Here is a 26,492-nt window from a genome sequence, read left to right on the forward strand (position 1 = left end):
AAAAAGTGACTGAAAAATCATTTAGCAAAGTGACTTAAAGTTAGCCTCATAAACTAGCCTTCTTAAAATTAGCGACCTCAAAATATCGTTAATAGCCTATATGTACTGCGATGATATCAATTCGTGACAGTCAATAACCGTCTAAGCGACACTGTCTAATCGTCAGTTAAGTCATGGGATATTTTGTCGCTTTATCATAACGACATCGTCAGCTTTTTTATGATAAAGCGGTTTGCATCTCTGTCACTTTGATGTGAGAATCTACCCGTCTTTGGTTTTTCATATTCAGTTGTTTTCATTTGCTATAAGGGCTTTTATGAAGTGGTTTTTTCGTGCTTTAGGCACCATTTTATTATTACAACTTACCGGTTGTGCCACACCTCCACCAAAAGAGCCTGATAACCTGTGTTCTATTTTCCAAGAAAATCGCTCTTGGTATAAAGCTGCTGTCAATACTCGTGATAAATGGGGCGTACCGGTTCATGTGCCTTTAGCCATGATGTATCAAGAAAGCTCATTTAAACATAATGCTGCACCGCCTATGGAATATTTCCTCGGTTTTATTCCTATTGGGCGTGCCAGTGATGCTTATGGTTATGCGCAAGCGAAAACGATGACTTGGGATGATTACGTACGAGAAACAGGTAATTCATGGTCGAGTCGAAGTAACTTTGATGATGCGATGGATTTTATGGGGTGGTTTATTTATAAAACTAATAAAATCAATGGTATTTCTAAGTGGGACGCAAAAAATCAATATTTGAATTATCACGAAGGATGGGGCGGTTACAAACGGGGAACTTATAAAGCCAAAGCGTGGCTAGGCCCTGTCGCCAATCGCGTCGATGCACGTTCAAAAACCTATGCTCAACAATATCACACTTGTAAAGAAGACTTAGATTCTTCTTGGTTATGGCGTTTATTTTTTGGGTAATCCATCGCCTTGAACCATAAGCCTCGCCAATGCGAGGCTTTTTTATTTCATTTGTATAAAAATACTGACAATAATAAATCTAAACTTTCAGCGACAATGTCCGATAACAATTGTAGATATTGTGTTAATTCTTTAATGTTGCACAGGATTTAACATCTTACGATTTATCAATAATAAAAATTGTAACCACTTAGGTTTAAAATAATTTATTCGTTTTCGGAACCCTATATGCAAACTCATAATGATAATAATAAATTGCAGACGAGGTTATTATTACCCGTCATGTCGTTTGTCTTGCTCGCCATTGTTGTTTCACTGTTTCTTCCTGATCAAATCTCCACATTCCAATTGGTCATATTGCTTGTTTGCTTAGGGACTGCGCAGTCGTTTGCCTTGCTATATGTTTACCAGCAGCAAGTACAAAAACGCTTAAATGTATTGAGCCATTATTTAGCGTTAGTGGTCAGTACTCACACAGCGCCCGATAAGCCATTAAAGGATAATGGAGATGACCAAATTGCTAATATCAGTAATGGATTAAGCGATTTCATTGAAGATTTGAAAGCTGTTATTGATGAGATTCGAGCCGATGCTAATGATGTTCGCTCAGGATCATATGAACTTGCTTCTCAAATGGGAGCTGCTGAGTCATCAATGAGTCAAAGCACACAAGAGAATGAACAAATAAGTGCTTCTTTAACTGAGATTGTTCACACTGCGGATGAATTATTTACTAATGCTGAAGAGCTTAAGTCGACATCAGTTCAAGTTAAAGAGCTATTAGCATCAGGAACAAGTGATGCACAAAATAACCAAAGCTCAATGACGACCTTTGCTAATGGCATTGAGAGCATGGTGTCTGATTTAGATTTGCTGAACAGTGATAGCCAGAAAATTGGTAACGTTTTAGAAGTCATTAAAAGTATTGCCGAGCAAACTAACTTGTTAGCCCTAAATGCTGCAATTGAGGCAGCTAGAGCGGGTGAGCAAGGGCGTGGCTTTGCTGTTGTAGCAGATGAAGTGCGAGCCTTAGCGCACCGAACACAAGAATCGACAGTTGAAATTCAATCAATTGTGCTAGAGCTTCAAGCTAAAGCTGGAAATGCGGTCAGTGCCATCGGAGAAAGTCAGCGTGTCACTCAAGAAAGCCTACAACAATGTCAGCGTGTGACCCAAGCCTTTAGCGATATAGGACACGTCTTTGAGCAGTTAGACAGTGTTGCTGGCAATATGACTTACAGTATTCAAGGTCAGCAAACTTCAACGGGAAGCATTAATAATCGTGCGATTGAAATTTCACGTTTAAGCCATGAGGTGCAATTAAATCTCGAAGCGATTTCATTAAGAGCACAACAACAAAAGGCAAGCTCTGAAAACCTTGAACAAGTACTAACCCGAGTGTGTATTTAACAAGCTTAAAGGTAGCAAATAAAAAAGGAGCCTAAGGCTCCTTTTTTGCTTTATAGCGAATATAACCTCACTACAATTTAACGCTCGAATTCAGCCAATATCCAAGCAAGAGGGGCTTGATACTGCTCAGGCATCCATTGCTGTAATAGTGCAATACTGCCGTCAACCATCGCTTTATTGTGTGCTGATAAATTGAGGTGACCCACTTTACGGCCCACTCTGACTTCTTTGTTGTACCAGAATAGCTCTGCATTCGGTAAGCTTAGCCAGCGGTCGTCTTTATCCACGCCAATTAAGTTAACCATCACACATTGATAGTTAACTTGTGGGGTGTGGATCGGTAAATCACACAATGCACGCAGGTGTAATTCAAACTGATTGATGTGGCAGCCTGACTGTGTCCAGTGCCCTGAGTTGTGCACTCGTGGTGCTAACTCATTCACCAGTAGTTCATCACCGACACGGAAACATTCCATCGCCATAACTCCCACGTAATCGAGAGCATCCATGACGCTGGTTAACATTGCTTCAGCTTGTGGTTGAAGGTGGTCTAATCGGCTTAATGGCGAAATAGAAGCCATTAAAATACCATCTTGATGTAAGTTAAGGGTTAATGGGTAAAAAACACATTCACCACTTTGGGTTCTGACACCAATAATTGATACTTCTTCATCAAAATTGATTGCTTGCTCTGCAATGGCTTCATTGCGCCAATCAGCGGGTATTTTTGTTCCTTCAGCTTGCTTTAACCAATGCTGACCTTTGCCGTCATAACCGCCAGTGCGGCGTTTAAGCAATACTCGATCACCATATTGCTGATGCAAGTTTGAGGTATCGGTATTGTCATCAACTAATTCCCAAGGCGATGTCGGAACCGATAGTTCATCCAATAAGCTTTTTTGGGTAAAGCGGTCAGCCAAACGCCCAAAAACGGGGCCATTAATAAAATGCTGATGTTCACTTAATTGCAGGCTTAGGGATGACTCTGGCCATTGCTCACGCTCTGCAGTGATAATATCAGTATCTTTCAGCGGTAAACGCTCATTAGATGGCGTCATGATGTCCACAGGTTGGACATTGATTGCTAAAGGTTGACCAGCATGGGAAAGCATGGCGCCGAGTTGGCCATCGCCAAGTACCCAGACATTATGTTGTTTAGGGGTTTGCTGAGCCATTATTAAGCTTCCCTCGGATCTGGGTTTTCAAGAATGGTGTTAGTTTGATCATCTCTAAATGCATCAAGACGAGCAGCAAGTTCAGCGTCCGTTACAGCAAGGATTTGACTTGCAAGTAAGCCAGCATTAAATGCACCCGCTGTGCCGATTGCCAAGGTACCCACAGCAATACCTTTAGGCATTTGAACGATTGACAGTAAACTATCCATTCCTGAAAGCGCCTTACTTTGTACTGGCACGCCAAGAACGGGTAAACGGGTTTTTGAAGCGATCATACCAGGTAAGTGAGCAGCACCACCGGCGCCACCAATAATCACTTTATAACCTTTATCGGCAGCAGTGCTTGCAAAGTCCATTAGTTTGTCAGGAGTACGATGCGCTGAGACAACTTCAACATGATATGGCACCTGAAGCTTATCCATTATTTCTGCGGCGGCTTCCATGGTGGGCCAATCACTCTTAGATCCCATTACTACGGCAACAAGGGCTTGCATGATAACTCCTTAACACACTTATATTATTAGGTTATTTCTTACTTTTCCCTGCGTAGGGTACAGGGCTTATCACCATGAAAATCATGACGATAAAAAAGGGGCTAGATAATAGCATGCTGGCTTTATTTTCGCTGCATTTCAGTGTTTTCTGCGGCTGAAACTCAGTTTCTGATTGCGAATGCTAACAGGGTACTCTACTGTTAATGACATAGGCTTTGAACTCGAGGGTACTTTATGGCATTCGAAAGGTTAAAGACTAAGGGACTAGTTTTTTGCACTGTATTTTTTTTTACTACATTCAATCAGCAGCTTATAGCTGCAACTCATGCCGTTATGTTAACTGAAGTTGATGAAACGATAGTGTCTATTTCTGGTAATGAAGAGATGGAAGCAATTGCATTATTAACAGAGTTTAGTGATGAGCAGCTAACATTTGACCAAGAACAAGTTAGCATGACTCGTGGTTGGTTAGAATTATCTAAACAGCAAAATAGTTGCATGTTTAATAAAATAAAAACCGCAGAACGTGAAAGTGTCGCTCATTTTTCCAAATATCCTATCAGTGTTTACCCTCCACTTAGATTAATCGTAATGAGTCATAATCGGGAACTCTTTCCCAAAGAGTTTGATTTAGCGAATTTTCCTGCAGATACACATGGTCAACTTGGGGTCGTCAAAGATAGAGCTTATGGCGACTTTATTGATGAGAAAATAAAAAGAAACCCACATCAATACTATATTCGTGGCGGGATGGGCTCTTCAAACAGTTTAATTAAAATGCTTAAAGCTGAGCGAGTAAAGGGGATTATCGAGTACAGTGAAGTGGTCGATGCCTTTTTACGAGACAATAACCAGAGCTTAGATTATCAATCTATTCCTATTCGCCATGTGACTCAGCCTATTTATGGTTACATCGTTTGTTCACAGGGCGAAAAAGGTAAAAAAGTCATTGCTGAAATTGACCGAATTATGGGGCTACAAAGTTTTCAAGAAGCTTTTATTCAAATGCATGCTGACTTTTTTGGTGAGGCTGAACAAGCCATTTTAATTCCTGAATTAGAACGTGTTTTTAGTCAGTAATAACCGTAATTATTTTTTTGAGTCGTAGCAATACTGATATTATTTAAAAAATTTAACCCTTTTTGATTTGTTATCCGTTATTACTAATAGGTGAAAACGGTTAAGGGGCTAAAAATGGGAACATCATCGAAGTTATCACGTCAAAAATTGGAGGGCTATTACTTCAAAAAAGGGCGTTTATGGCCGTCTATTTTAGTTGGTCTGACATTACTATTGGTGTTGTTAGTGAATCTTACTCTACATGTGCGAGCTGAGGTCACGAACAAACCTAATGCCGTACAAGCAGAGCTTATTGATCCTATTATTCTTCCTAAAAAACCGACGATGCCGCCCGTTAAACCAGGGCTTTATCAAGGGCTGCTGAGCATTGATGGTCATGGTGGCAATATGGTGACAGGGGAAACGCCGCTGTCGCAATACCGACTTTCCTTTAATGATACTGATTACGATGCGCTACAATCCTTGATAGCTCAAGGCCAGTTACCTTTACGAAACGCAGTTAGTAGCCATCAATTAGTTAACCATTTCGATTATCGATTTGACAACACATTAGCTAACAGCGGCGAGTTGTCAAAAAACTATAAAGTGACCACAGAACTTGCGCCATCGCCATTCAATCAAAGCACGTTTTTACTACTTGTGAATGTTGAGTTGACCGCGAATGCCAGCGAAAAAGCCGCATTGGGTTTTAATTGGCTACAGACTTTGGTGAGGTTTAATCCTAGATTAGTGTCTGAGTATCGTTTAATTGGCTATGAAACCAATACCGCAGTTAATAGTAGAAAGGGGCCTGCACAACATGTTCAACCTCATATCAAACTGAGTGATGCTAAACAGTTTGTTGCGTTATATGAGCTTAGATATAACGAGCAAACCATGAGTGTAGGTGTTAATAATATTGAGGGTGATACTGCTGGTAATCGTGGTGTTCACCAAGGTTTTAGCGCAACAACGATGGCCGAATTAGTCATTTTGGATTCCAGAGCCACAGCTAAACAGCAGTTAATACCTGAATACGCGATTGATATATCGCAGCAACATAAGTTCTTTGAACAAGCTAGCCCTGAGTTTCGATTTGCGACTGCGGTGGCTGGACTGGGTCAGCTTATTAATCACAATCATTATGTGCATCAGTTTAATTATGACGAATTAGTGCATATTGCTAACCAGTCGGTGAATGAACTAAATCAAATTGTGGGCGATAACACATCAACCGATAAAATTGAGTTTTTAGCGCTTGTTAAGTCGGTTTATGAGCTAACCAAGTCGCAACAAGGTAAACAATATCGTCCTCCCAATCAGGTCACGCCTTATCCAATGCCGCAGCCCATTTTGCCACCAAAACAGGGTGAGTTGTTAGAGGGTAAGCAAACAAAGAATCAAAACCATTAATTTCAGGTTAACTGAAAATTGAATGAGGTTTTTTTATGACTCAATGCAGTGAATAAGTGGACATTACCTACGTCGCTGGGCAAACTGGTTTAATGCGAAAATAGCCTATAACCAAGGTAGTCAGTGGTGACAGATAACGAAATAAATCAGCAAGCTAATAGAGCTGTTGATAGATCCGATGAACAATTAATGTTGGACTATCAGCAAGGTGATGCTCACGCTTTTGAAGCGCTTTACAGTAAACATAAAGGGCCGCTTTATCGCTACTTTGTACGCCAAATAAGCGATAACACCTTAGCAGAAGATTTATATCAAGATACTTGGGGCAAAGTGATTAATGCCGCTGATAATTACCAAGTTACTGCTAAATTTACTACTTGGTTATACCGTATTGCACATAATTTATTAATCGATCATGTCCGTGCTGTAAAACCATTAGATAAGCTTGATGAATTAGGTGAGCAGGGCATGGATGAGTATGATGCCAACATTGGTAATCAACAATTCAATGGGCGACCAGATGAAGTTTTAGAGCAACAACATCAAGCGCAATTACTTAAAGCCTGCGTAGCTAAATTACCAGCGGTGCAAAAAGAAGCATTTCTGTTGAACATCGAGTTAGGCTTAACAGCCAGCGCCATCAGTGATATTGCTAATGTTACCGTTGAAGCCACTAAAAGCCGAATTCGCTATGCGTATCAAAGTATCAAACAATGTGTCGCCAATAAGTGGGAGGGAATGACTCATGAGTAAGCATGATAATAATGACTCTGAACCTATGACTGACGAAGCTTTTGCGGCGTTGCAGCAAGACATTTCTGCATTGTATAAGCTACAAAATTTAGAGCGGCCTTCTGCGGCGATTGATGCTGCAATTTTGGCTCAGTCAAAAATGCGTTCGACACAGACAACGCAGCAGAATTCCAACTCCAATGTGATTAAGGTGAGTTTTTGGCATAAGCATAAATTGCCATTATCAAGTGCTGCATCAGTGATGATCATAGCATCGGTTATGTTACTCAATCCTGAGTTTAATCAACATGCTGTGACAGATATTGAAGAGGCGATTCCAATGGCGACAGAGGTTAATCAAACGACATCTTCGCCAGCTATGATGCGTGCAGAGCCCAATACTTTTGCTGATGAACCTGCAAGTTCAAGTCAACGTATTGAGCAGGGAAGTGAGCAAAGTATTGAGCAGAATATTGAAACGATGGCTCAAGCACAGCAAGAGACTCAAGCCATACAAGCATTAACTCAACAACAAGCAGCACCGAAAGTGAGTACGGAACACGCTTCAGATATCGCTCGAAGTCAAATGAAACTGTCTGAAGCACAAGGTATTAGCAAGATAGATAAAATGCAGTCACAACCTTTAATGCAACATGACTCAGTCGAACAAGCTTTGGAAACATTAACACAATTAGTTAAAGATAAAGATTGGCAACAAGCTGAACGATATCTACAAACGATTGAACAGCGATTCCCGAGGATTGTAGAATTAGAACATCCACAACATGAAGTGTATCAGCAATTAAAAAGGCAGTTGACTACTCAATAGTGCCGCCGTGAGCGCAAAGCCATAATATTAAAAAGGTAATAATATTTAATTGATATTATTACCTTTTTTTATCTTAACTTAATCATGTTAATCCTTATTCTCTGATGAGTATTTTTACTAACGTATTCGGTTACAAATTCATCGAGGATAAATCATTAATTAACGTATTTTGATACTGATAAGTTGCATTTTTTTTGCTAATTTGAGTGCTTGAAAATAATAATATTTACAAGGACTTTTCTGACCATGAAACTTCGTCAATCCGTTACCGCTTGCATGCTGGCCCTTGGGCTTTCAGGAATCGCTTTTCAAGCGGTCAGTAGTGAAAATCAAGGATACTATCGTGCGCCAGCATTGCACGACCAAACCGTTGTGTTTACCGCTGAAGGCGACTTATGGACCAGTCAGTTAAACCAAACTACAGCGACAAGATTGACGACTCAAGCAGCTGAAGAGTTAGATGCGACTATTTCAAAAGATGGTCAGTGGTTGGCTTTTACTGCCAATTATGACGGTGCAACTGAAGTGTATGTTATGCCAATGGCCGGCGGTGTTGCAAAACGAGTGAGCTTTGAGAATAGCCGGGTTCGCCTGCAAGGTTGGACTGCTTCTGGTGAGATCCTATATGCCACTGACAATGCCGATGGTCCAGCAAATTACTGGGTACTAAAAACAGTTAATCCATCGTCATTAATCGTAACCGATCTTCCCCTAGCTGATGCCATTGAAGGTGCGATTGATGCGCAAGGTAAATATGTTTACTTCACTCAATTTGGTCTACAAGCCAGTGGAGATAACGCCAAGGTTTATCGAGGTGGCGCATTAGGCGAAATCTGGCGCTATGAGCTGGGTAGCAAAAAAGAAGCGCAAAAGCTTACCGCCTCCCATCAGGGTTCTGTAAGACAACCTATGGTGTGGCAAAATCGCGTGTACTTTGTCAGTGATCAATCTGGCAATGATAACATTTGGTCTATGTCAGTTGATGGCAAGGACATGACTCAGCATACTCAATTTTCAGAGTGGCAAGTGCGTGACGCTCAATTAAATCAGGGACGTATAGTGTTTCAACATGGCGCAGACATTAACGTATTTGATATTAGTAATAATAGTTCGTCCATCGTCAATGTTAGTTTGACTTCAGATTTTCCTCATCGTCGTGAGCAATGGATTGCAGATCCAATGCAATATGCCACGTCAGTTGCTTTTGCTGCAAAGGGTAATAAAGCGGTTATTACAGCACGTAGTCATGTCGCCGTTGCCAGTCATGACGGCAGTAGACTGATTCAAATTAAAACCCCTGCTGATGCTAGAGTTCGTAATGGTGCTCTTAGTGTCGACGGAAAATGGGTTTACGGCATTAGTGATGCTTCAGGCCAACAAGAGATTTGGCAATTCCCAGCGGATGGTAGCGAAGGTGCGAAACAATTAACCAAAGATGGCTCATCGCTACGAACCAGCTTACACCTTTCACCAGACGGTCGTTATATTGCTCACGATGATTATGACGGCAACGTGTGGCTATTGGACTTGAAAAAAGGCAAGAATAAAAAAATTATCGTTAATGGGGAAGGGTTAGGCGAATATGCGGACATTGTTTGGTCTGCGAACAGTCAGCTTATCGCCGTGACTAAGTCTGAAATTGGTAAGCAGCGTCCACAGGTGGTGTTGTACTCCTTATCAGATGAAAGAGCACAAGCATTAACTAGCGATAAATATGAGTCATTTTCACCTAGTTTTAGCCCTGATGGGCAGTGGTTATATTTCTTATCTAATCGCCACTTTGATGCAACACCAGGTTCACCTTGGGGTGATAGAAACATGGGGCCGATTTTTGATAAACGCACCCAAGTGTTTGCGATTGCACTCAATGAGAAGGCGTTATTTCCATTCGAAAAACCGACTGAACTCAATGCAAGTACCATTGCAGATAAAGAAGAAGCGACCAATACCGCAACTAAAAAAATCAGAGTTGACTGGAAAGGGATTACTCAGCGTCTTTGGCAAGTACCCGTTGCATCAGGGAATTATGCTAATTTAACTGTGGTAAAAGATAAGTTGTATTTATTGGACACTCATGCCAATAAGACCAGTTTAAAGCTCATTAAATTTGATCATCTCTCTGCTGAAATTAGCGAGTTTGGGGCTGATATCGGTGGTTATGCTGTGTCTGCTGACGGCGAGAAATTACTCATAACTAAGCAGTCTAACCCTGCTGAAATGCATATTGTTGCCGCAGGCGATAAGCTACCTGCTGAACTTAAAAACACTCAAGTTGATACCGCTCAATGGCAGCTGGCTATCTCACCTATGCAAGAGTGGCAGCAAATTTTTGAAGATGCTTGGTTGATGCATCGAGACTCTTTTTACGATAAAGGCATGCGAGGTAAAGATTGGGCTGCCATTAAACAAAAATACCAACCTTTATTAAAAAGATTGACCGATCGTAACGAGCTTAATGACATATTTAAGCAAATGATGGGGGAACTCGATTCATTGCATTCCCAAGTTCGTGGTGGTGATGTCACTAAAAATGAGACTGCAACTGCGGCTAGTTTAGGGGCGCGATTATCACAAACCGATAAAGGAGTGATTATCGGTCATATTTATCAGAATGATCCTGAGTTGCCTTCTCAAGCTTCACCCCTAGGGCGAATTAATGTGGATGCTAAACCAGGGGATATCATTGTCGCCATTAATGGCAAAGCCATTAACTCGGTTGCGGATGTAACGCATAGCTTGCGAAACCAAGCCGAAAAACAGGTACTGCTTGATTTAAAGCGTGGCAAAGATAGCCATAAAACCATTGTTGTGCCTCATAGCAATGGCGCAGATGCTAAATTACGTTACTTAGATTGGGTTAACAATAATGCGCAAAAAGTCGCTAAGGCCAGTGATGGCAAAATGGGGTATTTGCACCTGTATGCTATGGGTTCGGGTGATATCGAAAGTTTCGCACGCGAGTTTTACACCAATTACGATAAGGATGGCTTAATTATCGACGTTCGTCGAAACCGAGGCGGAAACATTGATAGCTGGATAATTGAAAAACTGCTTCGCCGTGCTTGGGCATTTTGGCAGCCGACCCATGGTTCAGCAAATACCAATATGCAACAAACCTTTAGAGGCCATTTAGTGGTGCTTGCAGATCAAATGACGTACTCAGATGGTGAAACTTTTTCTGCAGGGATTAAAGCATTAGGTTTAGCCCCTATTATTGGCAAGCAAACTGCAGGTGCTGGAGTGTGGTTATCAGGGCGTAATCGAGTGACTGATAATGGAATGGCACGCGTCGCTGAGTATCCTCAATATGCAATGGATGGTCGTTGGATTGTTGAAGGCTACGGTGTTACACCTGATATTGAAGTTGATAACTTGCCTTATGCAACGTTTACCGGTGCTGATGCGCAGCTTGAAAAGGCCATTAGTTACCTTAAAGAGGAACTAAAACAAACGCCGATCCTACCTTTACGTGCTAAACCTATTCCACAGCAAGGCACTGCAGAGGATATTTTACCTAAACCATAGACTTATTTTAAAAGTGACTAAGCAGAACAGGAAATGGTTGCTTAGCGATTTAAGTCATCGTTTTTAGGTGCGTAAATTGAAATGTATCTGACGAGGGCTTTTACTAATAAGTCATCTAGACACTAAAAAGCCAATCACAATGATTGGCTTTTTTTATGTCTTACTCGGTTGCTGAGTAGAGGTTAAATCTGTCTTAACTCGGTAATGAATATTAATCGATATTTATTGATACTTCAGAGTTAATACTGTTCGCAATAAAGCAATTAGCATGGGCTTTATCGTGTATTTTTTGCAATACTTCATTACTGACTTCAATGCCTTCAGCAAACGTTACTTGCGGGTTTAAGAGCATTTTAGTGACAGACAATTTTCCTGAATCGTTTTTACCAAGTTCAGCACGGGCATTATCTTGATAAGATACGACAGTTAATCGCTTTAAGTGCGCAATGGCTAGAAATGTCAGCATATGACACGAAGATAAGGCGGCCAAAAGGCTTTCTTCTGGGTTAATTTTTTCGTCATTACCTTTGTACTCAGGTGCTGAAGAAGCTTGTATCACTTGCCCTGAACCAAACTCAATTTGGTGATCTCGGTTAAATTCAGGTGCGGTATGTTCAAAATGATCCGCTTGCCAGTTTACCGTTAGCTTAAAACCCATTAATGCTTCCTTTATTAGCCAATTCAAATGCTTAAAGTCGATTGTTTGCTAAATAAATTAGCGTTCTTACCTTAAATACATTTTTACCGAGCCTGCATTTTACCTGAGTACCTGATGAAATCTACTAAAGCTTAGAAAATTCAATTCTATTGTATTCGTAAAAATACCTTTGCATTTCACTTTGTTTGTTTTTTGCGCATTAATTCATTCGTTTATGTAAGCGTTTTTGAATTTGTTTGTTAATAGTTTGTTATGAATACGTATGCAAAAAATTGAGACTAATACTTATCCATGACTACTATAACTCGATAATAATGCCTGATATTCCATTAGTCTGAGTCGTATAACTGAATGTTGGGTGACTATAAAGTCAGTAAGGTGAGGGGAAACTCAATGTTCAATTGTAAACCTAGTGTGTTATCACTAGCGCTAGCAGCGGCAGGAGTCAGTATTATGTTGACTCCTAATGACGCATTTGCGGCCGATGAGATAAAAACTGAAACGGTTCAATCATCGACAGCTGATGTCGAAGTGAGTGCCACAGAGAATACACAACCCACAAATGCGTTAGCTAGCAATGAAGCGGATGATACGGAAGCTGAAACTGGCATCGAGCGGATCAGTGTGAAAGGCTATAGTCGTAGTTTGATTGATTCACTTAACTCAAAACGTTATGGGGATACCGTTTCTGAGCAATTATCTGCCGATGACTTAGGTGCACTACCTGACGTTTCAATGGCCGATGCATTGACCCGTTTACCTGGTATTTCTGCTGTTCGTACTGGTGGTCAAGCTGCTGAAATTAACATTCGTGGTATGTCGGGTGGCTTTGTTTTTTCAACCTTAAATGGACGTGAACAAGTATCAACGAGCGGGTCTCGTAGTATTGAGTTTGACCAATACCCTTCTGAATTAATTAGTTCTGCAGCGGTTTACAAGTCGCCTAAAGCTTCCCTTATTGAAGGTGGTGTTGCGGGTACTGTTGAGCTGACAACCGTCAGTCCTCTAAGCAAAGATAAACAACATAACTTTACTGCCAATGTGCGTGGTATGTATAACGATCGTGCCGATGAAGTGTACGGTGCCGAAGATTTTGGTTCTCGTTTAAGTTTTTCATATCAAGGTAAATTCCTAGAGGATACCTTAGGTGTGGCAGTGGGTTACGCTCGTCTTGAACAGCCGAGTGTCGCAACCCAATTTATTGGCCTTGCTTACAATGATTCCAAGGATGTTGACGGCATTGAAGGGGATACCAATGGACCTGAAGATAACCCTGCGAACGAATACATCAGTGAAGGTTTTGAGGTACAACATCTAGGTGGTGTAGAAATTCGAAATGGTTACATGGCCGCCATTGAGTGGGCACCAGTAGACAATTTTGTTTTAAAGGCTGATGCCTTTATGTCCCGCTTTGACAGCGAATCATTTGCTCGTGGTTTTCGTACCAAGTTTGGCGGCCGTGATGCCAGTGTTTCAAATCCAACTTATGATGGTAATTCAGTTATCGGCGGCACGTTTAACCGCACTTCTAAAAGCTACACTCGTGTCGAAATCGTCAATGATGATAACCAAGATTTTGATGAGGTCGACAGCTTTGGTATCAATGGTGATTGGCAGGTAACAGACAGATTAAACGTCAATGTCGATGTGTCGTTATCAGCGGCTAAAAGTGATTTCAGAAACGGCTTACTTTGGTCAAATGTCGCTGTTGATGCGAATGCGGATGCGCCTATTTTTGATGAGAATGTTTCAGTAAGTTATTTATTAAATGGTTTAGATTTACCCGATGTTGGCTTTAATCAAGCGGATACATTTTCTGATATCGACAGAGTGATGGTCAGTAAATACGGTATTTATCCGTTTGAAAACGAAGATGAAGTGAAAGCATACCGAGTAGATTTTACTTATGAGTTAGATAATGACTTTATCGCAAGTGTAGAATTTGGCGCACGCTATTCAGATCGCACTTACTCAAACGATCGCTCAGTATTTGAATACGGTAATGATGGTGCATTTTCAAAATCTGAGCCGCCACTCAAACTTACCGATGATATGACAACGGTTGTTGACTGGGATGGTGACTTTTCATATTTCCCTTCTTATTTAGCCATTGATTTAGATAAAGCGTTAAATGCATGGTTCCCAGATGGCACGCCACAACCTGTACAAACTTGGGGTAATGCGGGTGGAGTCATCGATCCACAAGGCTACACAACTAACTATTCTTGGTCAGTGCTGCAAAGTGGCGAGGTGTATGAAGAAGTCTTGTCTGGCTATGTCATGGCAAACATTGATACTGAAATTGGTGGATTACCAATTACGGGTAACTTTGGTGTTCGTGTGGTTAATACCGACCAGTCAGCGACCATGCTTCAAAATGTAGAAGGAGATCCGACTTTAGGTGCGCAGAATATTACTGATGAAATTGGCATTATCAACCAAAACTATGCGCCAACGGTTCAGGGGGTTGATTACACCGATTACCTGCCTTCTATCAACTTAAACTTTAAAGTCACTGATGACTCACAGGTCCGTTTTGCCGCTGCAAAAGTGATGTCTCGCCCACCGATTAATCGCTTAGCTGGCGATATCAGTGCATCGGTTTCAGATGATGGTGAAATCAATGGTTCAAGTACCAATAACCCATTCTTAATGCCGTTCTATGCAGATCAATACGATTTATCTTATGAGTATTACTTTGATGAAGGGGCAGTCGTCGCTGCTGTCTTCTATAAGAATATTGACTCATTCATTGACACGATTGCGATTGATAACTTCGACTTTAAAGGTAACGGTTTTAACGTCCCTGATTACATTATTGATGAAGATAGTGGTGAGCAAATTGAAACCACTAACGGTACTTACACCACAGCAGTCAATAACGCTGAAGGCGGCTATATTCGTGGTCTTGAATTAGCTTACACCCAAGTGTTTGCTTCACTACCAGCAGGATGGTCAGGGCTAGGGTTTAACGCAAGTTACTCTTACACCGAGTCTGAAGTGCAATCCATTACTAACTTAGGTGGTGACACGGCAACGCAAGATTTACCTGGGTTATCTAACAATGTGGTCAGCGCCACGCTCTTTTACTCTTACGAAGGCTTCGAAACTCGTTTAAGTGGTCGTTACCGTGATGATTTCGTATCTGAGCAAGTCGCCATTAACGAACAAGTGGTGAATTTTGATGGTGAAACAGTGCTTGATTATCAAGCGTCTTACCAAGTGACTGATGGCTTAGGAGTGTTATTTCAAGTGAATAACTTAACTGATGAGCCAACTAAAAGTTACTTCGGCACTGAAAACAAAACCGGCACCATTCAGTACTTTGGCCGCGAATTTTACTTGGGGTTCACTTATGCCATGTAACAAAAATAATAAGAACAATATCCAGTTAATTCGTGTGATGGGTCATCAAATTAATAACAACAAACTGATGACGCAATTTAATCAACATTCTATGGGGAGAAGTCACTCATGATGAGTATTTCTAGAGTCGTGAAATTATCTGCAGTTGCTGCCAGTTTAGCGACGCTTGCAGGTTGTGGTGGTGGGGATTCATCTGAGCCAGGTGAAGTGCTGTTAACGTGTAATGTACCGAATATCCCTAATGCAGCAGGCACTGAATGTGTACCTCCGCCGCCATTAAGCTGTCCTGCACCTAAATTTCCAGATGCAAAAAATGAAAGCTGTATTGTGGGCTATAACCCTGAGCTACCAGAGCCTGTAGCTTACGCTGGTGAAAACCAAGCTGTGTTGTATTACAACCGAATTAAAGATAACGATAATACTGATTCGAACCCTAATTACCCAGGTTATAAGCTGCATACTTGGAATAATGACACCTGTGATAGCTATGCGCCGCCGTTTGATTCAACTGATTGGGCTAATGGTCATTCGTTTGATGGTATTGACCCTAATTATGGTGCCTATTGGATCATTAATCTTAAAGAAGGCTATGGCGAATGTGCCAACTTTATTGTTCATATCGGTACTGAAGGTTCAGGTAAAGCACTGGGGGATGGTGACTTAGTCATGAACCTTAAAGTGTTAGCCGAAGACGGCGAGCCTGAAGCAAACTTTAACCGTACTAATTTTACCATCCATGGTGAAAGTGATGTGTATGATTATCCGATTCTAGATGTTGGTTTTTCTATTGCTGGTGCAAGTGCTCACTGGTTAGATCAAAACACTTTTGTATGGAATGAAGATCCCGACGGCATTGCTAAGTTCATCATTCATCATTCTGCATCAGCTGGAATTGCTGCTGATAATGATGGCAACATCAGTGGTACTCAGGTTGAAGTGATGACCAGTGAGCTAACTGATGTGCAAAAAGCCTTAGTGCCACATTTAGCTGATTGGCCTGCCTATGAAGCGAATTTTACTGCAGAAGAAGCTAAGTCTATTGCTAAAAATCAATTGGTGATGGCGGCCTATGACAGTGACAATAAACCTGTCGCGGCAAGTCATGTACAAGTGGCAAAAGTATTGGATGCGTTATACACCTCAGGTGATAACGATGCTGACGAAGCTGATTTAGGCATAATATATGACGGTAGTAACATCATTGCTAATGTCTGGGCGCCAACAGCGCAGTCGGTAAACTTAAAGGTTTATGACGCGGCGAAAAACTTAACCTCTACAGAATCGATGAGCCTTGATGCTGACACGGGTATTTGGTCATTCAGTGGTGATATGAGCCTAGACAGAATGTATTACCGCTATGAGTTGGTGGTTTATCATCCTGTTACTCAGGCTATTGAAACACTCGAGTCAACGGATCCTTACTCACTTAATGTCTCAACTAATGGCCGTTACAGCCAATTTGTTAACTTGAGTGATGCAGATTTAAAACCTGAAGGTTGGGATGGCCACGAAGTTATGACGGTGGCAAATCCTGAGGATATCGTGATTTACGAAGGTCATGTACGTGACTTTAGTGCACGTGATGAAAGCACGACTGAAGCTAATCGAGGAAAGTACTTAGCCTTTACTGAAGAGGGAAGTGACCCTGTTGAGCATCTTAGAAAGCTGGCTGAAAGTGGTGTAACACATTTTCATTTGCTGCCAATCAATGACATTGCCACAGTCAATGAAGACCCAGCTGAGCGCGTTGATATTTCAGATACCTTGGGCACCTTATGTGACAAGATTGATGACAATGCAGATGCGTGTTTGACTCAGGATAAGTCGGCAACTATTCAGTCTATTTTAGAAGGAACATTACCAGGCTCTAAAGATGCGCAAGCACTCGTTAATGCTATGCGTGGTTATGACAGCTTTAACTGGGGTTACGATCCGCAACATTTTATTACCCCAGAAGGAAGTTATGCGACTGATGCTGACGGTGTTGCTCGCATTAAAGAACTGCGAGAAATGAACTTAGCATTACATGAACTCGGTTTACGCGTGGTACTTGATGTGGTCTATAACCATACGAGTTCGTCGGGACTTTGGGATAACTCGGTACTTGATAAAGTCGTGCCAGGTTACTACCACCGCTATAACGAAATTACCGGTAAAATTGAGTCATCGACTTGTTGTGATAATACTGCAACAGAACATCGAATGATGGATAAGTTTGTCTCAGACTCCATGGTCATTCTTGCCAAGCAGTATGGATTTGATGGTTTCAGATTCGACGTGATGGGTCATATGCCTAAGAGCAGTATTTTAGATGCTCGCGAGGCTGTTCAAGCGGTTGATCCTGATAACTACTTCTATGGTGAAGGTTGGAACTTTGGTGAAGTAGCTGATAACCGCTTATTTGAACAAGCTGTTCAGGCCAATATGGCAGGCAGTGAAGTCGGTACCTTTAATGATCGTATTCGTGAGTCAGTTCGTGGCGGTGCATTATTTGCTATGGAGCAAAAAGATGACTACTTACGCGACCAAGACACCCTGCGTTTATCAATGGCTGGTAACTTACAAAATTACGTCTTAAAAGACTTTAATGGTAATACAGCAACAGGCAGCAGCTTTAGCTGGAACACCCAGCCTACGGCTTATACTTTAGATCCTGCTGACAGTATTAACTATGTGTCAAAGCATGATAATGAAACCTTGTGGGATATTTTGCAGTACTCAAATGACATTGGTATGTCGCTTGATACTCGAGTTCGTGTGCAAAACATTGCTGCAACGATTCCATTAATGAGCCAAGGCATCCCGTTCTTCCAAATGGGTGGTGATATGTTGCGGTCAAAATCACTGGATCGTAACACCTATGACTCTGGTGATTGGTTTAACTGGGTCGACTTTACTAAGGAAAGCAATAACTGGAATGTTGGATTACCGTTAGAGCAAGATAATGCAGAGAAAATGGAACAAATTATCGCACTAGCAGGTAATCCTAATTCAGCCCCATCAATGTCTGAAATTGAGTTTGCTTCAAGCGTGTTTAATGAGTTCTTATCAATACGTAAAAGCAGTCCTTTACTGCGGTTAACTACCGAACAAGACATTATTGATCGAGTTGGTTTCCATAATATTGGTAAAAACCAAAAGCAAGGCGTTATCGTGATGAGTGTTGACGATGGTGCTGGCCTAGTGGATGTTGACCCTGCGGTTGATGCCATGGTGGTGATGATAAATGGTAGTGATAGTGAGCAATCTCATACTGTTTCAACAGCAACGGGCTTTAGCTTGCATCCAACATTAGCTATGTCAGTTGACTCAACAGTTCAAGGTGCAAACTTTAGTGAAGGCACTGAGGAAGGAACCTTTACCGTTCCAGCTCATACCACAGCTGTGTTTGTTAAAAACCAAGGAGGTACCCAAGGGACAGGATTAAGTGCTGATGCCACTGCAGGAGCACCTGATGTTGTACCTTATGGCAGCACTGAAGTCTTTGTTCGTGGCAGCATGAATGGTTGGGGTGAAGTGGATAGCTTTACCTATGTGGGGAGTGGTGAATATCGTGTTGCGATTACACTTGCTGCGGGTGGCTATGACTTTAAAGTAGCGTCAGCAGATTGGAGTACCGTTGATTTTGGCGGCGTATCAGATGCTGAAGCAGGTGTAGATGAAGACGTAGCAGAGCAACTTGCACCAAGTGGTGCAAACTTAAGCTTTACAGCTGCAACTGATGCAACTTACGTGTTCTCACTCAATGCGGCAGATAAAGATAACCCAGTGCTTACCGTATACAACGAAGAGCCTTTTGTGGGGACTAGCGTTTATATTCGTGGTGGCATGAACGGTTGGGGTGAAACTGACGAGCTAACATATATGGGCGGTAGTATTTATCAAGCAGAAATTTTGGTATCTGTAGCAAACCATGAATTTAAAGTGGCATCAGCTGATTGGTCTACTGTTGATTTTGGTAGCTTAGATGCCGATGGTTCAGTCACACTAGGGACTGAAAAAGCATTAGCTGTTTCTGGTAGCAATATGAGCCTGAACTTTGAAACTGAAGAAATGTATACCTTCACTCTAGACATGACTAATCGCAATGAACCTGTGTTAACAGTAAACAAAACTGATATGTTTGCTGGTAATACCGTTTACATTCGTGGTGGCATGAATGGGTGGGGGGAAGTGGATGCACTCAGTTATCAGGGATCATCTGTATATACTGTCGATATTGCACTTGACGCTGGAACTGCTGAGTTCAAAATCGCCACAGGAGACTGGTCAACGGTAGATTTTGGCGCTATAGCTGGTGAAGAGGCAGTGATTGAAGGCGATATGAAAACCTTAGCCTCTAAAGGAGCAAATATGCTGTTTGATGTTGCTGTAGCTGGGACTTATCGCTTTACGGTAACAGGCCCAAGTTCAAGTTCACCTACGTTAACCGTTAATAGTGTTAACTAGATAATTGTGTGGATGGTAAAAGGCTCAGCGAAAGCTGGGCTTTTTTGTGTTCAAAAACCGCAATACGTGTTGTGAATGACACCTAGCGTGCTGGTCGGTAGTGCTTTATTAATTATGTTTGATCAGGATGACTCAGTGTTAAATAGCAGGGTTCTCGGTAAAAGCAGCCCAATGTTATTTGTGCTAAAACGGTTTTAAAGCGCCTTTTAAGGGGGCGAACAGTAATATATTACTTTGTTAACTGGCTTGCTCTGAATGAAATTTAAACAAAAAAGAGGGCTAATTGTCTGAAAAATGACAATAAATGCATTTTTGATGTAAAGACGACAAAAGTTGCAGATTTTGTTTGGTTTTTGTGTCTATACTAAAGCTGTAAAGGAAGAAAATGACAGTAGTATTAAAAGAAGGCAGGTTGTTAGCTAAGTTAACAAAAATTTATACAACGGCCCTTGTGATCTAGGACACACGCCCCAAAATCTACTTATGTAAGAATAAATATCTGCTAGAAAGTGAAGTATATAGCCTTGCTATATTATTAAAGGATAAGTTATCTATGAAAATAAATCTTTCGGGTCACCATGTTGATGTTACAGATACTGTAAAACAAGACGTTAGCGCAAAATTCACCAAAATTGCCAGCCATTTCCCAACGCTAATATCACTCGATATTATCATCTCAAAAGAACACGGCGAATTTGAAGTTGAAATCACGACAAATTATGAAGGCAGTCGTATCGCAGCAAAAGCCTCAGATCCTGTTATGTATCCAGCACTTTCAAGTGCAGGTAAAAAACTTGATGCAGCTCTTAAACACCGCAAAGGTCAGCTAAAAGCTGATTTACACGCCAAGCCTGAAGTGACAGCGCCTGAAATTGCTTATGAAAGAGTGCAAGAGATGGACCTGAAATAGTCCAAGACTTTCTAACGAAATAAAAAAACGCAGTCAAATGACTGCGTTTTTTGTGGCCGTTAACTAATGATGTTTAATCATTAATTTCAGCATTGTGATAAACATTTTGCACGTCGTCGCAATCTTCTAATGCGTTAATAAACTTGTCAAACGTTTCAACATCTTCACCAGTAACTTCGGTCATTGCTTGTGGCACAAAAGTAATGTGCTCAACTTCAAAGTTGATATCGGCAATTTCTTCAGTCAGTGCAACACGTACCTTGTTAAACTCAGTAATTGGCGCAAATACACTGATCATGCCATCTTCAAGTTCAACGTCAGTGACATCAACATCAGCCATCATTAGCAGTTCTAAAATGGCTTCGTCGTCATCACCTGCAAATACGAATACGGCTTGATGATCAAAGCTGTGGGCAACAGTACCAGGGCCACCTAACTTAGCATCGTTTTTAACAAATGCTTGGCGTACTTCTGTAAAGGTACGTTTTACGTTATCGGTTAGGCAGTCAACGATAACTGAACACCCGCCAGGGCCAAAACCTTCATAACGTGCAGTATCGTAATCTTCACCGCCACCACCTTTCGCTTTTTCGATTGCGCGTTCAATTACATGTGCTGGTACTTGGTCTTTCTTTGCGCGAGTAATTAAGCTGCGTAACGCTAGGTTACCGTCAGGGTCAACACCACCATTTTTGGCACAAACATAAATTTCTTTACCATAACGCGAGTATAAACGCGTTTTTTGGCCGGCAGTCTTTGCCATAGATTCTTTGCGGTTTTGGTATGCTCTTCCCATCTTGATCTCGTTTTAAATTTCGAAAAATTGCCGCTGATTCTAACAAAAATAATCGCAGCTGTTTAGTCTATATGAGCAGAGCTATTGATACAGATCAGCCGATATAGGGTTAATGCATTCAATTTAACATAGTTACTGTTAGATTTGTGTAAGATATTGATTACTAAAATGCGGAAATAGACTTAATAATCATCTAAACTCAAAGCTGTGTGAGTAACCCTCTATAGTAAAAATGCGCTAAACTTGGAGGGAAGTAACGATATGATTGCATTGATAAGTCAGCATTAATAAGAGAGTTCTATATGACAGATGTTAGCCAGGAAGTTGCCACCACGGATGATAATAACAAAGCTACGGTAACCGTGCTATTTTACGAGGCCCCAGTTGGCTTACTGATGAAGAATACCGTGTTGACTGATCTTGACGTAAGTGAAACAGGTAGGGTGATGCTGCCAAATGAGTTTCGTGCTGGTAAATCAATCATTGCTGTACTTGATGGCGAGTGTAAAATTCTTAACTCATTGGGTGAGCGTGTTTATGCGCAAAAAAACCTTGTTTAAAAAGCACTTAAGCCGTAACTAATTATTGTTATTTGATTAATGACAATCAATCTGAACTTTCTACCTCCTTTCTTCGTAATCTTGAGGCAAACTAATCGACTGTAAAAAGTGAGTCTCAATATTCATTTCATACTTATGACGAGCATCTATGTTGAATCATTGTCCTAGATGTTTGAGATAGTCGCTTAGTTGCTTAAACATAAAATATGACAAACTTAATCTGTTGTTAAACTGGCAGACAAAGTATGTATATACTGCCATCAAACGCGGTGACTTATTTACCACACCAATTAACGATCTCATTTTCAAGGAAGCATTATGCCAGCCTCGTTATTTACTCCCTATAAACTCAATGACACCTTGACTCTTAACAACAGAATATTAATGGCCCCGTTAACTCGCTGCATGGCTGATGATGATTTAGTTCCAACGCAAACCATGGCTGATTATTATGCTCGGCGTGCCGATGCTGGACTTATCATTAGTGAAGCGACCATTATTCGTCCCGATGGCCAGGGTTATGTCAATACACCTGGACTTTATACCCAGGCACAAGTTGATGGCTGGAAAGTTGTCACCAAGGCCGTGCATGATAAAGGCGGTAAAATTTTTGCTCAGCTTTGGCACACAGGACGTGTTGCTCATCCATTCTTTTTTGGTGAAGGTAATGGTGAAGTGCTATCAGCATCAAACATTGGCATAGAAGGTACAATACCCCGCAATCGAGAGTTAATGTATCAACAGCCTAAAGCAGCGACCAGTGAGGATATTACTCAGCTGGTGGCTGATTATGCAACCGCAGCAGATAACGCGCTCAAGGCGGGTTTTGATGGCGTTGAAATTCATGGTGCTAATGGCTACCTCATTGATCAATTTCTCCATTACTCCTGTAATAACCGCACAGATGAATATGGTGAATCATCAGAAAATATGGCACGTTTTGCCATTGAAGTAGTAGATGGGATTGTGGCTAAAATTGGCCACGAGAGAACGGCTATTCGTTTATCACCTGGGGCGTATTTTAATATGGAACCCGATAGCCGCGATCGGGCTGTATTTGATTACCTACTTAAACAATTAGAGTCTCGTCAACTTGCCTTTATTCATTTAGGAATATTTGATGATGCAATGGAGTTTGACTACCTAGATGGTAAAGCGTCCGCGTATTTAAGAAAGCATTACAATCAAACCTTAGTGGGGGTTGGTAGCTATACCGCTGAAACTGGCAATAAAGCCATTGAGGCGAATGAATTTGATTTGTTGGCGATTGGCAGGGCGTTTATTGCGAATCCTGATTATGTGAGCAAGGTACGTCGTGGAGAAGAGCTGACTGCTTACGATGATGCCATGTTAGCTGAGCTAGTTTGATGCCTACAATGCGATGGTAAGTTGCTAAACAGCTAGGTTAGACGTATTAAAAAAGGCAGCAAGGCTGCCTTTTTAATGAGTATATCGTTAATAAGTTAGCGCGATTCAAGTTTGCTTATGGATAAGGCTTCTGCAATGCTCGCCTCTGGTTTTCCGAGTAAAAAACCTTGGGCATAATCGATATGGTAGTGTTTCACGCGCTCAAGTACTTGGGGAGAATCAACAAATTCTGCAACCGTTTCAATGCCCATTTTTTTCGCAAAACTTGATACGGTTTCTACTAGGTGCTGTGCTTTAGTGTCTTGATCTAAATGCTGGATCAATGAACCATCAATTTTGATGATATCAATATCCAAACGCATTAAATGAACGAAGTTTGAATATCCAGCCCCAAAGTCATCAATTGCTATTTTACAGCCGTAGGGCTTAACTTTTTCAATAAAGTCATGCACCAAATCATAATTTGTAATCTCTTCGCTTTCTAATAACTCTAAGGTTAAGCGAGTTGATGTTTCTGGATTGGCTTTTAATAATTTTAGCAATTGCTCAACCCTTTCTGTATCAGCAATATCTTCGAGTGAAATGTTAACTGAAAAGGCATAGGGTAAACCTTTAAACAAGGCAAAAGACTTGGTTAACATCGCGGCCATTAGACGTGGATATAATCGGGAGCGCACTGCAGTTTGCATAAACTGAGCAGGCGTTAACACTGTGCCATCGTCTAAGCATATTCGCATCAAGCACTCAAACTTAGGTGGCAAGTTTTCAGTTATTGGCTTAATTAATTGCACATAGGGCGTGACCCAATCATGGGTGACTGCTGCAACAAGCATGCGGCTTTGATGCATGTTTGCTTCAAAAGCTTCAGGGTTAGACATTTCAGCTGTAAATAGTTGGTATCGTTGAAAATGCCGCCTAGCAATACGCCTTGCTAAATCAGCTTGTTGATGTAACTGAGTATATTGATCATTGACGCAGTGTGCACCGCCTGCGCTTAATGTGACATAAATTTCATTACCATCGATGGCAATGGCTTTATGGCTAACATAATCAATGATTTGAACAGCAAGTTGTTGTAACTGGGCATCATCGAATTGGGAGTGGGTGAGCACGACAAATTCATCAGCACCAGTTTTATAAAGGTGATGAGGGGCTGAAACGAGTTCTAAACTATTGGCCACTTCAATGATAATCAAATCGCCAGCGTTAACACCATAAAAATCATTAATTTGCCCAAAGTCATTAATATTGAAGACGATTAATGAGGAGGCTTGATGTTGGTGTAAATCAGCGTACAGTTTTTTTCTATTAGGTAATCCGGTTAAGTTGTTAAAGTAGGCCTCTTTAAAAAGGTTACTGTTTTGCTGTTCAATTTTATGAAAATTATCCGCTAAGGATTGGCGCATGACTTCAAAGTTATCACCTAACTGCTGAATTTCATCTTGGCTATTTAAGGTTAGCTTTTGGGTTAAATCACCCCTGACAATTTTTTGTGTCCAATTGGTTAGTGTCAATATATCCGAGGTGACAATTTTACCCACACTCATTAATAACCAGCTGGCTAAAGACAAGACCCCAGATAGCAGCAGTAGCTGAAAAAATAAGGTATTGAGTAATTCCTCTCCATAGAGTTTGACCTGAATTGAACCGCCATAAAACCCTTGTAACTGCCCACGTGAAATGATGGGCTGCATAACTTGGCTAAAGCCTAAAACCCATTCACTTTGGCGGGTTTTATTCGTTTCAACATGACGAATTGCAGCAGGGCGTTTTGCTGTAATAAGTTGGCCATTCGTCGCTTGACTCAATGCGTTGGGGAGCAAGCTTGCCCACATTCCTTTAATAAAATAATCGTGCGTATTTTCAAACCCGAGTTTTTGGGCTCGATTAAGCTGGATAGATTGATTTTGAAGGCGATGATGCAACGAAATAAGTTCACCGTTTTTATCTAAAACGGCAAAGTCAGATAAAGTGATTTGAAATAGGCTGGTTTGTTTTTTGTCTATACGCGTGGTTGCCTGAGCGAAGTACTGATCGATAGCTGTGTCGATTTCATCTTTTTGATTGCTAAGCTGACTAAAATCAATCTGGTTACTGGCTAATACCAAATGCATGTTATGCAAAGTATCACTTATGCTGAGTTTAATGAGTTGTCTGTTTTGGTGGAGTTGATAGCTGAAGAAAATGACTTGAATACAGATTAAAATCAGAAGGTTAGATAGCATAAGTTTGCGATAAAGCGGCATTTTTAAGTGCAATAACCAATACAATAATGGTTCTAACACACAATATAATAAAAACGCGCCAATCACCGCTAAGGTTAATAGTTGGCTAATGACCGCAACTTTTGGCCAATCGGCAACTTCTATTAAGGAGTTTGCATCGCCCCATGGGTTAATTGCTGTGTTGGGGTTAGTTGGGTCTACAATCCATGTTGGATTCGCTTGCCCTTCAATTTCTAATACCAGTTTATATTCTATATCTCCAGGATGGAGCGGTAACTGATACTGCCATTGATTTTTACCTGTGAGCTGCATTTGATAAAAGGGATCATCACTATGCCAGTCTGAAAAATTACCGCTAACAAATACCTTATTGATTTTACTTGTAGGTGACAGACCAAATTGCTGATTTAATTTTTCGGAAAGCGGGAGGGATAGCGTTATGTCGTAAGGGGTGAGTGCATTAGTTGCAAGGAGCGAGACGACCCAAGTTTGTAGCGGCCACAAGCAAAGTAAGGCTAAGAGTATCCCAAGCCTTTTCTTCCATTTATGTAAATAATGAGTAAGTAAACTCAATCAGGAACCTTACTTT

At 41.1% G+C, this 26,492-nt stretch carries 17 protein-coding genes and 1 pseudogene; 13 read left to right on the top strand and 5 right to left on the bottom strand.

What is annotated here, in order from left to right; translation table 11 throughout:
• The first annotated feature begins 316 nt into the window (after nucleotides 1-316).
• A complete protein-coding gene (locus tag AB4128_RS10990; RefSeq protein WP_055025712.1) occupies nucleotides 317-934 on the top strand; it encodes a hypothetical protein in 618 nt (205 codons plus the stop codon).
• Nucleotides 935-1,162: 228 nt separating this feature from the next.
• Nucleotides 1,163-2,344, top strand: coding sequence for a methyl-accepting chemotaxis protein (locus AB4128_RS10995; protein WP_055025711.1), 1,182 nt, complete (start codon nucleotides 1,163-1,165; stop codon nucleotides 2,342-2,344).
• A 77-nt stretch (nucleotides 2,345-2,421) separates the two neighbouring features.
• On the opposite strand, the gene purK is transcribed toward AB4128_RS10995, so the two are convergent.
• Both purK and purE read right to left on the bottom strand, forming a co-directional pair.
• Nucleotides 2,422-3,519 carry a 5-(carboxyamino)imidazole ribonucleotide synthase gene (purK, locus tag AB4128_RS11000; protein ID WP_372037669.1) on the bottom strand — a complete coding sequence of 366 codons (1,098 nt, stop codon included), beginning with the start codon at nucleotides 3,517-3,519 and terminating at the stop codon, nucleotides 2,422-2,424.
• 2 nt (nucleotides 3,520-3,521) lie between these two features.
• Complete coding sequence (gene purE / locus AB4128_RS11005) at nucleotides 3,522-4,013, bottom strand: 5-(carboxyamino)imidazole ribonucleotide mutase (RefSeq protein WP_055025709.1); 492 nt, start codon at nucleotides 4,011-4,013, stop codon at nucleotides 3,522-3,524.
• Between the two features lie 234 nt (nucleotides 4,014-4,247).
• Between purE and AB4128_RS11010 the strand changes: the two genes are divergently transcribed.
• The 6 genes and pseudogenes from AB4128_RS11010 (at nucleotide 4,248) to AB4128_RS11035 (ending at nucleotide 11,571) form a co-directional block, all read left to right on the top strand.
• On the top strand, nucleotides 4,248-5,093 hold the full coding sequence (locus tag AB4128_RS11010; protein ID WP_119968494.1) for a hypothetical protein: 846 nt from the start codon (nucleotides 4,248-4,250) through the stop codon (nucleotides 5,091-5,093).
• A 387-nt stretch (nucleotides 5,094-5,480) separates the two neighbouring features.
• Nucleotides 5,481-5,717 (top strand): annotated as a pseudogene (locus AB4128_RS11015) (von Willebrand factor type A domain-containing protein); the annotation flags it as partial.
• A 15-nt stretch (nucleotides 5,718-5,732) separates the two neighbouring features.
• Nucleotides 5,733-6,485, top strand: a complete 753-nt coding sequence (locus tag AB4128_RS11020; RefSeq protein WP_372037770.1) for a YfbK domain-containing protein — start codon at nucleotides 5,733-5,735, stop codon at nucleotides 6,483-6,485.
• A gap of 189 nt (nucleotides 6,486-6,674) precedes the next feature.
• Nucleotides 6,675-7,238: a sigma-70 family RNA polymerase sigma factor gene (locus AB4128_RS11025; RefSeq protein ID WP_372037771.1), complete on the top strand. Its 564-nt coding sequence runs from the start codon at nucleotides 6,675-6,677 to the stop codon at nucleotides 7,236-7,238.
• Nucleotides 7,231-8,046 carry a hypothetical protein gene (locus AB4128_RS11030; protein WP_372037671.1) on the top strand — a complete coding sequence of 272 codons (816 nt, stop codon included), beginning with the start codon at nucleotides 7,231-7,233 and terminating at the stop codon, nucleotides 8,044-8,046. Before AB4128_RS11025 ends, AB4128_RS11030 begins: the two co-directional genes overlap by 8 nt.
• 246 nt (nucleotides 8,047-8,292) lie before the next feature.
• The gene (locus tag AB4128_RS11035; protein ID WP_372037672.1) at nucleotides 8,293-11,571 is read left to right on the top strand and encodes a S41 family peptidase; all 3,279 of its coding nucleotides are present in this window, start codon (nucleotides 8,293-8,295) and stop codon (nucleotides 11,569-11,571) included.
• Between the two features lie 211 nt (nucleotides 11,572-11,782).
• On the opposite strand, the gene AB4128_RS11040 is transcribed toward AB4128_RS11035, so the two are convergent.
• On the bottom strand, nucleotides 11,783-12,229 hold the full coding sequence (locus AB4128_RS11040; RefSeq protein WP_055025704.1) for an OsmC family protein: 447 nt from the start codon (nucleotides 12,227-12,229) through the stop codon (nucleotides 11,783-11,785).
• A gap of 393 nt (nucleotides 12,230-12,622) precedes the next feature.
• Between AB4128_RS11040 and AB4128_RS11045 the strand changes: the two genes are divergently transcribed.
• From AB4128_RS11045 to hpf, 3 genes are all read left to right on the top strand, one after another.
• Nucleotides 12,623-15,595: a TonB-dependent receptor gene (locus AB4128_RS11045; protein ID WP_372037674.1), complete on the top strand. Its 2,973-nt coding sequence runs from the start codon at nucleotides 12,623-12,625 to the stop codon at nucleotides 15,593-15,595.
• A 108-nt stretch (nucleotides 15,596-15,703) separates the two neighbouring features.
• Nucleotides 15,704-20,044, top strand: a complete 4,341-nt coding sequence (locus AB4128_RS11050) for an alpha-1,6-glucosidase domain-containing protein (RefSeq protein ID WP_372037675.1) — start codon at nucleotides 15,704-15,706, stop codon at nucleotides 20,042-20,044.
• 553 nt (nucleotides 20,045-20,597) lie between these two features.
• Entirely contained in the window at nucleotides 20,598-20,954 is a 357-nt protein-coding gene (hpf, locus tag AB4128_RS11055; protein ID WP_055025701.1) for a ribosome hibernation-promoting factor, HPF/YfiA family, read from the top strand.
• A gap of 73 nt (nucleotides 20,955-21,027) precedes the next feature.
• Here the strand turns inward: hpf and AB4128_RS11060 are convergent, their stop codons facing one another.
• Nucleotides 21,028-21,750 (bottom strand): YebC/PmpR family DNA-binding transcriptional regulator, encoded by a 723-nt coding sequence (locus AB4128_RS11060; RefSeq protein WP_055025700.1) that lies wholly within the window; start codon nucleotides 21,748-21,750, stop codon nucleotides 21,028-21,030.
• A 302-nt stretch (nucleotides 21,751-22,052) separates the two neighbouring features.
• Between AB4128_RS11060 and AB4128_RS11065 the strand changes: the two genes are divergently transcribed.
• Together AB4128_RS11065 and AB4128_RS11070 are read left to right on the top strand one after the other, a co-directional pair.
• On the top strand, nucleotides 22,053-22,310 hold the full coding sequence (locus AB4128_RS11065) for a TIGR02922 family protein (RefSeq protein ID WP_055025699.1): 258 nt from the start codon (nucleotides 22,053-22,055) through the stop codon (nucleotides 22,308-22,310).
• A 318-nt stretch (nucleotides 22,311-22,628) separates the two neighbouring features.
• On the top strand, nucleotides 22,629-23,678 hold the full coding sequence (locus AB4128_RS11070; RefSeq protein ID WP_372037678.1) for an alkene reductase: 1,050 nt from the start codon (nucleotides 22,629-22,631) through the stop codon (nucleotides 23,676-23,678).
• Between the two features lie 95 nt (nucleotides 23,679-23,773).
• Here the strand turns inward: AB4128_RS11070 and AB4128_RS11075 are convergent, their stop codons facing one another.
• Entirely contained in the window at nucleotides 23,774-26,476 is a 2,703-nt protein-coding gene (locus AB4128_RS11075) for an EAL domain-containing protein (protein ID WP_372037680.1), read from the bottom strand.
• Nucleotides 26,477-26,492: the final 16 nt, after the last annotated feature.

This window comes from Shewanella sp. 10N.286.52.A9 (genome assembly GCF_041468985.1).
GTDB classification, from domain to species: Bacteria; Pseudomonadota; Gammaproteobacteria; order Enterobacterales; family Shewanellaceae; genus Shewanella; species Shewanella japonica.